At 59.3% G+C, this 11,400-nt stretch carries 8 protein-coding genes; all 8 read right to left on the bottom strand.

The genetic code is table 11. From position 1 onward, the window contains the following. Positions 1-188 precede the first annotated feature (188 nt). The 8 genes from Q7L05_RS01685 to Q7L05_RS01650 all read right to left on the bottom strand — a co-directional run bounded on the left by Q7L05_RS01685 (position 189) and on the right by Q7L05_RS01650 (position 11,245). Positions 189-374, bottom strand: a complete 186-nt coding sequence (locus tag Q7L05_RS01685; RefSeq protein ID WP_303901086.1) for a hypothetical protein — start codon at positions 372-374, stop codon at positions 189-191. A 341-nt stretch (positions 375-715) separates the two neighbouring features. Then, positions 716-1,294: an electron transport complex protein RnfA gene (locus Q7L05_RS01680; RefSeq protein WP_303901084.1), complete on the bottom strand. Its 579-nt coding sequence runs from the start codon at positions 1,292-1,294 to the stop codon at positions 716-718. Then, on the bottom strand, positions 1,287-1,949 hold the full coding sequence (rsxE, locus tag Q7L05_RS01675) for an electron transport complex subunit RsxE (RefSeq protein WP_303901082.1): 663 nt from the start codon (positions 1,947-1,949) through the stop codon (positions 1,287-1,289). The genes Q7L05_RS01680 and rsxE overlap by 8 nt, the downstream gene beginning before the upstream one ends. Before the next feature lie 3 nt (positions 1,950-1,952). Then, positions 1,953-2,681, bottom strand: coding sequence for an FMN-binding protein (locus Q7L05_RS01670; RefSeq protein ID WP_303901080.1), 729 nt, complete (start codon positions 2,679-2,681; stop codon positions 1,953-1,955). Between the two features lie 117 nt (positions 2,682-2,798). Continuing rightward, positions 2,799-3,830: an RnfABCDGE type electron transport complex subunit D gene (locus tag Q7L05_RS01665; RefSeq protein ID WP_303901078.1), complete on the bottom strand. Its 1,032-nt coding sequence runs from the start codon at positions 3,828-3,830 to the stop codon at positions 2,799-2,801. A gap of 100 nt (positions 3,831-3,930) precedes the next feature. Then, complete coding sequence (gene rsxC / locus Q7L05_RS01660) at positions 3,931-5,271, bottom strand: electron transport complex subunit RsxC (RefSeq protein WP_303901076.1); 1,341 nt, start codon at positions 5,269-5,271, stop codon at positions 3,931-3,933. Between the two features lie 81 nt (positions 5,272-5,352). Beyond that, positions 5,353-10,308 (bottom strand): 2-oxoacid:acceptor oxidoreductase family protein, encoded by a 4,956-nt coding sequence (locus Q7L05_RS01655; protein ID WP_303901074.1) that lies wholly within the window; start codon positions 10,306-10,308, stop codon positions 5,353-5,355. A 40-nt stretch (positions 10,309-10,348) separates the two neighbouring features. Continuing rightward, a complete protein-coding gene (locus Q7L05_RS01650) occupies positions 10,349-11,245 on the bottom strand; it encodes an RnfABCDGE type electron transport complex subunit B (RefSeq protein WP_303901072.1) in 897 nt (298 codons plus the stop codon). Between the last annotated feature and the right edge of the window lie 155 nt (positions 11,246-11,400).

The raw sequence follows: 11,400 nt of genomic DNA, 5'->3' as shown, positions 1-11,400 counted from the left end.
GCGAATTGAGCCAATTAGCCCGGAGACTTCACGAATTCACCGCAAAGATGCCAAGAGCGCAAATATTCAATTGCTTATCGGCACACATAACCGAAAAACAACGGAAACGGAAGAACCATGGCGATAATACACGGTGCGGTGTAATCAAAGCTTTGCGTCCTTTGCGTCTTTGCGGTGAATAGTCTGGGTTAGTTCCGGCTTTTACAGGAACTTCCGCCACGGCAAAGACAACCGGTGCCGCAACCACCGCCATCCTCGCGGACGGCTCCAAACTGCGGATCGCGCTTGGCAAACAGGCGCGCCAGATGCTGAACCGAGACCCAGCCCAAGAGCAGCAGCATGATGAGGCCCATTGCAAAGAAATAATTAATCATGGTTAGTAAACCCCTCTGGTTAACCGCAAAGACGCAAAGAAAGCGAAAAATTCACAGCAGAGGCGCGCAATTTGCAGAGATGTTCGCCAAATTTCCATGTGCCCACAGTCACCGTTCGGCTGTCATTCCCGCGAAGGCGGGAATCCAGGAAGTCGTGGCAACGAACCGTGCCTCTAGATCCCCACTGTCGCGGTGTAATCCTGTTTTTCCCTGGCGCTCTTTGCGCCTTTGCGGTGAATTGAAGTCGCACCTCTTTTGAAAAATCCCTGCGTACTCGTCGGCGAACTCTGCGCCTCTGCGGTGCAAGCCTGTTTTCGGCTACTTGATTCCGCATTGGAGTGCTACCCACCGAGTCCGGCAAAGCCCATGAAGGAGAGCGAAAGGATGCCCGCCAGCATGAGGCTCATCGCAGCGCCCTGGCTGATGCTCGGCACCTCCGCCAGTTCCAGTTTTTCCCGCAGGCCGGCCATCAGCACGATAGCCAGCATAAAGCCCGCACCTGCGCCAAGGCTGTAGACGACCGACTGCAGGAAGTTGTACTCGTTGAAAGTCTGAAACAGCGCCAGTCCCAAAATGGCGCAGTTGGTGGTGATCAGCGGAAGGAAGATCCCCAGTGCCCGGAACAGCGTGGGGCTGAACTTCTTCATGGCCATTTCCACCAGCTGTACGGCCGAGGCGATCACTGCGATGTAACAGATGAGCCGCAGGAATTCGAGACCGAACTCCACCAGCAGACTATTGATGACGTAGGCCGAAACCGAACTGATGAGCATCACCAGGGCGGTAGCAAGGCCCATCGACCAAGCCGTCTGCAGCTTTCCGGATACGCCCAGGAATGGACAGATGCCCAGAAACAGTGCCAGCACAAAGTTGTTGATAATGAAGGCATTGAGAAAGATGAACGAGAGTGAGTCAGGCATGGGCCACCTCCGCATCTTCTGTTTCCCGGAGTTTGCGCGCCTTGCGTTCCCTCATCCAGTTGAACAGCAGCAGCCAGCCGCCGAGGACGAAAAAGCCGCCCGGGGGAAGGATCATCACCACCCAGGGCTCGAAGTTGGCGCCAAAGAGGTCGATACCCAATAGCGTGCCGTTGCCCAGCAGTTCCCTGACCGACCCCAGACAGAGGAGGGCGAAGGTAAAGCCGGCCCCCTGCCCCAGGGAGTTGACAAGTGTCTTGCCGAGGCGCTGTTTCGAGGCAAACGCTTCGGCGCGGCCCAGGATCATGCAGTTGGCGACAATCAGTTGAATGAATGCGCCTAACTGATTGTAAAGGTCAAGGCTGATGGCCTGGATGACATAATCCACGATGGTTACAAAGGTCGCGATGATGACGATGTAGCTGGCGATCCTGACCTGTTTCGGGATAAAGCTTCGAAGCAGTGATACGAGGCCCGAAGAGGCCAGCAGCACAAAGGTGGTCGCCAGGCCCATGGCAAGGGCATTGATCACCGAATTACTCACCGCAAGTACCGGGCACATCCCCAGCAGCATCACGAATACGGGATTTTCCCGCCAAAGTCCCGAGAGAAAGGTATCCGCGGTTATGCTCTCATTTTTCTTCAAATCGATAGCCATGGTTCACCCGTTTGCGTCTCCGGCGATTTCGTGCCTTTGCGATTCCTCTCCTCTACGCAGTTCGTCCAAATGGGGCGACAGCTTCGGCAGAAGTTCCTGCGCGGCATTGTTGAGTGCCTTGCCCACCGCTTTGGATGTGACAGTGGCTCCGGAGACAGCATCGATCTCCCACGGCTGCTCTTTGGTGCCGTGTTTGACCGTGACGATGGGATTGGCCAACTCCTTACGATTCGGCTCCAGTCTCGCATCCAGCCCGGGATCGTTGAAATTGGACAGAAAGCCTTCGTCGGTAAGAATTCGGTCACCCAGCCCCGGCGTCTCCGCCATTTGCAGTACGGAAAAACCGGTGATGCACTCACAGTCGGGTTCGTAACCGAACAGCAGCTGGATGGTGTCGGCATAGCCCTGAGCCGCGGCGCCGGCAGCGATACCCTCCAGTTCCCCCGCTGTGTTGTATGCGGCATAAAGGAGGGTGCCGTTCCTGCCCGAATCCGCGGGGAATATCTCCTCGTTATTGACCACGAAGTCACGATGGTCTGTTGCTCCGGGCACGACCTGAAATACTGCACGCTCGATCGCTTCGCGTCTGTTTTCCAGGATGAAGGGACGGGTGTATTCGTACACCAGCACGACCAGAAAACCGGAGAGCATTGCAATCACCCCCAGTGTGCCAATCAGCCTGCTGCTGGAGGGGAGCGCCGGAACTCGTTGTATCTGTTGTTGTGGCGTCATCCTGTGATGCTCTGTGTGTTAGTGACCTTTCCGGCCAATTATCTTTGCGCTCTTTGCGCCTTCGCCTACAGGGATGTAGGTGAGGAGCGTGAGCAGGAGCGGAAGCTTTGCGGTTAATCAATTCTTCTGGCCGTAAATCCGCGGTTGGCTGATGGATTCGATCAGCGGCGAGGCGGCATTACCGAGCAGAATGGCGTACATGACGCCTTCCGGCAGGCCGCCCCAGAACCGGATCACGACTGTTAAAAAGCCTATTAACAGCCCATAGATCCACAGCCCCCGCGGGGTCACCGGTGAGGCGACCATATCGGAGGCCATGAATACCGCGCCCAGCATGAGTCCGCCGGAGAAAAGGACGAACACCGGCGAGGGGTACGTCTCCGGTGCGTAGAGCCAGAAGGGCAGGGCGGTCAGGGCGGCACCGAGCAGCATGGCAGCGGGTATCTGCCAGTTCATCATGCGCCGCAGGGCCAGATAGGCGCCGCAAGCCAGGATCAGCAGGGCAGAGGTTTCGCCGCTGGAGCCGGTAGTCATGCCGCTGAAGAGGCTCCAGCTGTCCACGATCTCGCCATCGAACTTCCACTGCGCCAGCGGCGTTGCGCCGGTAAAGGTGTCAACCGCCTGCGTGGCTATCCAGTCATCCACTGCCGGCGGTTTCATGAAGGGCAATGCCAACGTCGATGGAATGAATTCCATGAAGCGTCCCGGAGCAAAGGCCGGTGTCCAGGTACTGATCGCAACCGGGAATGCGGCCTGGACGAAAGCGCGTCCCACCAGCGCCGGGTTGAATACATTGAAGCCGAGTCCGCCGAACAGGGCCTTGCCGATGGCGATGGCGGTAAAGCCGGCAACGGCACCCATCCACAACGGGAAGGCGGGTGGCAGGGTCAACGCCAACAGGAGTCCGGTGATCACCGCACTCCAGTCACTCAGGGTATTCGGTTTCCCCGACAGCCAATTGAACAGGCGCTCGGTTCCCAGGCAGGACGCCACCACGGTGATGGTCAGGACCAGGACCGACAATCCGAACTGGTAGATCGCGAATGCCACGATGGGCAGCAGCGCATAAACCACATTGCGCATGATCTGGTCGACACTGGGTGCCGAACGCAGATGCGGCGATGTCTTGAGTTCGACCTTGGCTACCATGTTTTCTCTATTTGTTAACCACGGGGAACACGGGGACGGCAACAAAAGTAATGGGTTTCCCCGTGCTCCCCGTGCCCCCCGTGGTTTTCAATCGTATTCATTACGCTGCCCGTTCGCGGTTGACGGACTTGGCGATGCGAAAATACTGCACCAGCGGAATGTTGGACGGGCATACATAGCTACAGCATCCGCACTCGAAACAGTCGTTCAGATGGAACTCGACGGCCATGGTCTCGTATCGGCGCCTTGCCGCAAGCTGCCCCAGCCGTGACGGATTGAGATGTACCGGGCAGGCATCCACGCAGGTGCCGCATCGGATACAGGGATAGACCCGGTCGGGGTGGTCGTTGGCGGATTCTTCCGGCAATACAATCAGGCCGGAGATTGGTTTGGTGATAGGAACATCCAGCGAGGCCACGCTCGTCCCCATCATCGGTCCGCCCAGGATCAGGTGACCGGCGTCACCAAAATAGCCGACCTGCTCCAGGATGAAGCGCAGGGGTGTACCGAGTGGCACCAGGTAATTGCCGGGCTTTTTGACTTCGGGCCCGGCGATGGTGACCACGCGCTCGATGAGACCTTCGCCTTTTGGCAGCAGTCGCCCGATCTCGGCCAGGGTGCCGACGTTGTTGACCACGACACCCACCTGAAAAGGAAGTCCGCCCGATGGCACCTCTCGTCCCAGCAGCACAGTGATCAGCAATTTTTCCGAACCCTGCGGGTACTTGGTCCGGACCTCCTGAACCGCGATCGGGTCCTCTGGCTTGAGGCGCTCACGAATGGCCTCGATGGCATCGGGTTTGTTGTCCTCGATGCCGATTACTGCCTGTCTGGTGCCGCTGGCGCGCAGGGCAATGCGGATGCCGCGGATCAGTTCATCCGTATGCTCGAGCATGATGCGGTGGTCGGTGGTCAGGTAGGGCTCGCATTCGCAGCCGTTGACCACCAGCGTATCGACCCGATGCTCCGGAGGAACCGTGAGTTTGACGTGGGTTGGAAACCCTGCGCCGCCCAGTCCGACCATGCCGGTATCCTGGACGGCCTTCACGAGCTCTTCGGCGCTCAGGGTATCGACGTCCAGTTCGGCACCGTAGAGCACCCGTTGGCTTGCACCCGGGTGTGCCTTGAGGATGATGGACTCCACCTTGGGGCCACGCGCCGTGGGCATCAGGCGTATGTCTTCTATTGTGCCCGTCGCCGGGGCATGAATGGGTGCCGACATGAATCCGTCGGCACGCGCGACAGGTTCACCGCGAAGAACTTCCTGACCCGGCCGCACCAGCGGAATGGCCGCTGCACCGAAATGCTGCGACAGCGGGATGACCATTTCGGGGGCGAACGGCAGTCGCCGGATCGGCTTGTGCGCCGTCTCCTCTTTGTAATCCGGCGGGTGGATACCGTGCGAGAAGCTCTTCCGCCTGATGAAATTAAAAAATCCCATTGCTGACACCATGTTCTGTAACCACAGAGAACACAGAGAGTGTTCCAGGAAATTCCTCTGTGTGCTCTGTGGTGTACTTGGTCATGCGAATTTCGACGCCCGTTTCAACAGCTTTTCGTCCGCCTCGGACGGATTCCAGGGGGTGCCCGGATGAATGCATACGGCGGTGCATTTTTCCGCCGCCTTGACGAGGTCCTTGTAGGAACTCCCTCGCGGGTTGATCACTTCGACCTGTTTCTTGTCGTTGTACTGGAACACTTTGGGGGCGAGTTCGATGCATTCGTCACAGGCGGTGCATTCGGGGGTTTCCACCCATACGGCTTCGTAATCGGTGTCGGCCACGCCCGAGCCGTTGGCGCCATTCTCGAACCGGAGTGCGCCGTTTCCGTTGGCCGGCAGCCCCGCCAGGGTTTCCCCGAAGCCATTGCCGTTCGCTGCATTGCCGGTCGCCATTGCCAGCAGGCTATGGGTCAGCTTTTGAGCCATATCGATGCGCGCATCATTGGCGACCTGGTTCAAATCGACCGTCTGGTCGGCACCAACGAGTCCCTTCAACTGCCGCCAGAAGTCACGACGCTCTTCGCTGGACTCGATGATCTCCCGGGAGACCAGCACCCGATTGAGACGGTTCTTGCCATCGACCATCCACACATAGGGAAATTTCCCCTCGCGCTCGTCCGCGTCGAGGTCCAGAAACTCGACTACCGGCACCATCTTGTCGTCATCCCAGCTCTCCCGCGGCGCCGTTTTGAAGTGCTTGCGGAAACGCCCTTCGGTCACGGCAAAGTCAGCGAAGGTGAGGGGCACCTCCAGACTCTTCTGCTGCCCCTCTTCTTCGTAGCGCAGGGTGTAAGTGACCCAATCCTCTTCGATGGCCGGGTTGCCGTCGATGTCGGAGCACTCCGCCAGCGTGGTGCCGCGGTCCGGATTGAAGCGGAACATCGGGTAGGCGCGGGAATCGAGCGCCAGTTTCGTCTGACGCATGGTCGCTTCATCACCTACGCCGTGCTCGGGCTGGCAGGTGGTGTAGACGTTGAACAGTGCCGGTCGCCGGCTGTTCAGGCCCTCGATATAGCTCTCCAGCAGGTGATTCACATTGGCCACCGAGCTCTGCATGACATAACTGGTGCGGTGCGCCATGCCGATAAGTGAAATCTCCTTGCGGATCTCCTGTTTGCCGCGGATCGCTGTGCCGTATGGCGCCATGTCGGCTACCTGCGCGACGAAACCAGATGTACAGCTCTGGCCACCGGTGTTGGAGTACACCTGGGTGTCGAGGACCAGCACCTTGATGGGCAGTCCGGACATCATCGCGCGCGACAGATTCTGGAATCCGATGTCGTACATGGCGCCATCACCGCCGACCGAGACCACCGGCGGGCAGAGCTTGAACTCTTCGTCGCTGAAGTCCTTCCAGGAGAAGTACTTGAAGAATTCCCCATGGGTCTCCCGATTGAAGTTTCCCTTCAGTTCGAGCTCCGCCATGCGCACGGCCCGGAAACCGTCCGCCATTTTCTGCATATGGCCCTCGAACAGACCCATTGCCATGGAGGGGCTGTCCTGGAACAGGTGTGAGGTCCAGGGGAACGGATAGGGGCTGTAGGGGAAGGTTGAACCCCAGACGGAGGTGCAACCGGTAGCGTTGACAATGCCCATCTCGGCGCGGCCGTTGCCGTTGGGTCCGCTGACGTATCTGGACTTCAGCTCCTTGAGCCGTGCCAGCAGATCCGTGGCCCACTTCAGCCAGTCGGCATCCAGAGGATTGCTGTCCCTGTCCTCATCGAGACCTGCCGACAGCCGGGAGAGGGTGAGGTCCACATCCCGGTGCCGGTCGACCACGGCCGTGATGGTTCCCGTATCGGACAGGTCCATGGACTCGGCAAGCTTCAGACGAATGTGTTTTTCGAACCGCTGGATCAAGTCTTCGATTTTGGCCAGGTGAACCTTGACCCGTGATTGCATCAGCGCCGTCACGGTGGCCGTGAACAGGTGAATGGCGGTCTTTTCGCCACACCCGAGACAGGCACCGTCGCCGCAGATCAGGGAACCGAAGTTGCGCTTGTCGAGCAGAATGGTATCGAGCGCACCGATGGCTTCATCCAGGTCGTCCACCCGGATGTAGTCCGGTGACGTGGTGGGCAGGTCGAGCCAGAAGTTCCACTCCTCACGCAGTCGCTCCACCGATTCGGGGGTCTGCTTCACAGCCACCAGGGCAGCGTCGTCGCAGACCTCGACGCACTCCATGCAGCCCTTGCAGGTATACGGATTGACAGTGATCGAGAAGAGGCCGCCGGAACCCTTGCCACGCTTCTCTTTGGCGGTGAAGTAGGGCTTGGTACTGGCAAACTTGAAACTGCCGATGGACTCCTTGAACCACTCCAGTTCGGTGTTGAGGCGCTCCAGGGCTTCGGCTTCCAGTTCCGATTCGACGATGGTCTCGACGATGGCCTGGTCGATCAGCAGCTGCACATTGGCGCTTTCACCGTCGGCTTCGATTCCGGAGCGGAGTTTCTTCTCCAGGGTACGAACCGCCCGGCGCAGATGACGGGTAGGGCGGCCGCTTCCCTCGATGCGCTGGATGACGGTGTTGAACACCTCCGGTATGGAATTGACCAGACCGGGAATCGCGCTGTCGGGGCAGGCGGTATAGCAGTCCCCGCAGGCCGTACAGTTTTCGGGAATCCAGTCCGGATACTCAAAGCGGATCTGTGTCATGTCCCGATAGATCCCGGTGGCCGCAGGGATCAACGACAGGCTCATGAAGGGATCGGCCAGATTGTCAGATCCGTGGCCGGAGACATAGAAATTGCCGGTCGACTCCCAGAATCGATGAATGTCGGTCAGCCGGTCCGGGTTCTGCGGCATCCGCTTGAGAGTGATCGGCAGCGTGGACTTGTGTTTTTTGGTGAGGGCGTTCACTTCACCGAGCGGCTTGTCGAGGATTTCCGTGCACTCGTCAAAGCCGCGACGGACCACTCGCAGATTGTCCTCCACCACGCGGCGGCCCTTGGAGCCGAATTTCGACTCCAGCTGATCCTCGATGGCCCGGAACAGCGATTTTTCATCCAGGTTTGCGGCTTCCATCAGCGGAGAGGCCTTGAAAAAGGCGCCCTGGAAGGCGATGCCCTGCATGCGGAACTGCAGGTCGGCGTTGGAGGCCTCGCTCTTGGCGATTCCGAAGCCGTCCACATAGAAGATGCGAACGTCGTTTTCGACCACGAACTTGCGGGTGGAGTAGGAAAAGCTGTTCCAGACCGCCTCCGGTGTGTCGAGACTGGATTGCACCACGAAAGTGCCACCCTTTTTGAGCCCGAACAGGGCGTTGGAGTGCTCGAACACATTCGGGTCCGGGGCGAGGACTGCATCCACAAAGTGGTACTCGCAGCTAATCTTGATGCGTTCCGGTGCAGCGGACAGATAATAGGTGGTCGGCTGTCCCTTTTTTTCCGAGCCGTATTTCGGGTTCGCCTTGATGTCGTAATCGAGAAGGTCGAACAGGGTCATCGCCAGGTTTTTGCCGGTGGTCACCGCGCCCCAGCCGCCCACCGAATGCATGCGAACCGTGATCGAACCTTCGGGCATCAGGTTCGGGTTTTCCGAACCGCGCAGGGCGAGGTCGCCGATATCCGGGTACGCCTCGAGCAGCTCTTGCTGGTAGAGCTCCTGTTTGGGGCTTTCGGGGCCGTCGTGCAGGAAATCGATCGACAGATAGAAGAATTTCTTTTTGGGGCCGTCATCGAGCATGTTCTCCACGGCTGCGATCAGACCCTCGGGCTGCAGGTCGCGGGAGCCAAGGCCGAAGGCGCCGGAGTAGAGGACCGGAATGTCCCCGTTTTTCGCGTAGACCGCGTAATTGGGCCAGGGCAGCTGGCCGTTGGCGGCGAACTGGTTTTCGATGCACTTGGAGAGGGTGGCGCGGAGCTCGCGCATCAGCGGCAGGTCCTCCGCCAGCGGCTGATCGGTTCGCTCCAGCACGGCAACCCCCTTTCTGCCTTTGAGTACCTGTCCCAGTCGATCGCCCGGGAAGGGGCGGAAGCTGGTAATGCCGACCACACCCACCCTCAGCTTGCGGCTCTTTCGCAGATAGTCGGCCACCGCCTCGGCCTGTACCACCATGGAGCCCTGGCCGACGATGAGATAGTCCGCATCATCCGTCTGGTAGGTGTGAATACGTCCATACTTGCGACCGGTGAGCTGGTAGTACTCTTCCATCGCCCGTTCCATCAGCGCCGGAATATGCCGGTAGAAAAACGGGCGCTGGGCGGCGACAGTCTGCATGTAGGCGTCCTGGTTCTGGACCGAGCCGGAGGTGACCGGATTGTCCACATCCCAGGTCAGGGGAATGCGACGACGGGTCTCCCCGAACAGCATCTTCTGGGCCGGGGTGGGACACTCGATGAGGTCTTCGGGCCGGCCCAGGTATTCGGCGATCAGCTCGCGTTCCGGGACCTGCAGGGATTCGATCAGGTGGGTGGTAAGGAAGCCGTCCTGGGCGATGATGCCCGGCGTCAGGGCCAACTCCGCCACGCGGTGGGCGATGAGGTTCAGGTCCGCGGCACCCTGGGCGTCGTTGGCCATCATCTGGAAGAAACCGGTGTCGTCCACGCAGTGGTAGTCGTCATGGCCGGCGTGCACATTCAGTGAGGCTTTGGTGATCGCACGGCAGCCGATATTCAGGACATAGGTCAGGCGCTTGCCCGCTGCGGCGTAGAGCGATTCGTGCATGAACGCCACGCCCTGGGCCGAGGAGAAGTTGGTGGCGCGCAGGCCGGTCATTGACAGGCCGGCGGTTACTGCCGCTGCGGCATGTTCCGACTCGGGTTCAATGAAGATGAGGGGCCGTTCGGAGATATTGATGTGACCATTGGAGACCTCTTCCGCCCAGAATTCCCCCATCTGTGTCGAGGGAGTAATGGGATAGGCGCCGGCAGCATCGGACGACTCGCGCTCGCATAGGATGACAGCGCTGTTGCCGTCCATCGCCTGGCGGGAGCCGGGATATTTAACCTGTACTTCTTCTTTCTGCTTCATCTTCATCGAAAACACCACTTCTTGTAATCTCAGGGGATCGGTGTTGTCAGAGTCGTGGCAGCGGCTCCACCCGTTCGGGCAGGGGTTGTTTGCGGGTGACCCGCCTGGCTTTGGCCCCTTTGATGGCGCCTTTGACATCATCGAGCCAGACGATGGCGCCCGTTGGACAGCGCTCTATGGCGACCTTTGAGGTGAGGTCGTTTTTTTCGTAATCGATCACCGCCAGGTTGTCCTCCATGGCGATGAGCCCTTCGGGTGAGTCGGCGGAGCAGCGACCGCAGCCATTGCAGACCACCTCGCAGTGGGCCTCGCCCTCATCGGCCATGTCCCGGTTTTTGCAGGCGATCCAGAGACGGTGGCTGATCGGCTCCACGGAGAAGAGTTCTTTCGGGCAGATGTCTACGCAATCGCCGCAGGCGGTGCACTTGTCGACGTCCACCACCGGTAGCCCGTGTTGATCCATCTGGATTGCGTCGAAGTCGCAGACGGCTTCGCAATCGGCCAGGCCCAGACAGCCCCAGCTGCATCCCTTGCCGCCGCCGGAGACCACAGATGCGGCGCGACAGGATTTCAGACCGCGATAGCGGGCGCGGGTATAGGCAACGTGACTGCCGCCGGCACAGGCCAGGCGTGCCACGCGCTTGTCGGGGGTGCCCAGGTCGATGCCCAGAAAGTCTGCAATGGCCTGATTCACTTCTACGGGGTTGACGGTGCATTTGGCCGGCTCGGCCGTACCGGCGAGCAGGGCTTCGGCGAAAGGGCGGCACCCTGGGTTACCGCAGGCACCGCAATTGGCGTTGGGAAGCATCTCTTCGATGTCGTCGAGTCGAGGGTCCTCTTCCACCTGCAGACGACGATTGGCAATGGCCAGCACCGAAGCCAGTGCAACACCCAGCCCCGCCATGAACGTCCCGGCAATCGCAATATGCATGACGGACGCCATTACACCCCCTGATGCGGCTTCAGTTGTTAGTATTGAAAATTCCAATGCTTGTAACGGTAAGTCATTGGTCACGGAAGTAATCCTAGTGATCCCGGGTGTATTTGACACGACAATTATTTCAATGCTCAATATTGGCTAACTTAATGATAAAGACG

This window comes from Thiohalomonas denitrificans, assembly GCF_016841685.1.
Classification (GTDB): Bacteria; Pseudomonadota; Gammaproteobacteria; order Thiohalomonadales; family Thiohalomonadaceae; genus Thiohalomonas; species Thiohalomonas denitrificans_A.
Note: the sequence above shows the minus strand (reverse complement) of the source record. Positions and strands in the feature narration are given on the sequence as shown.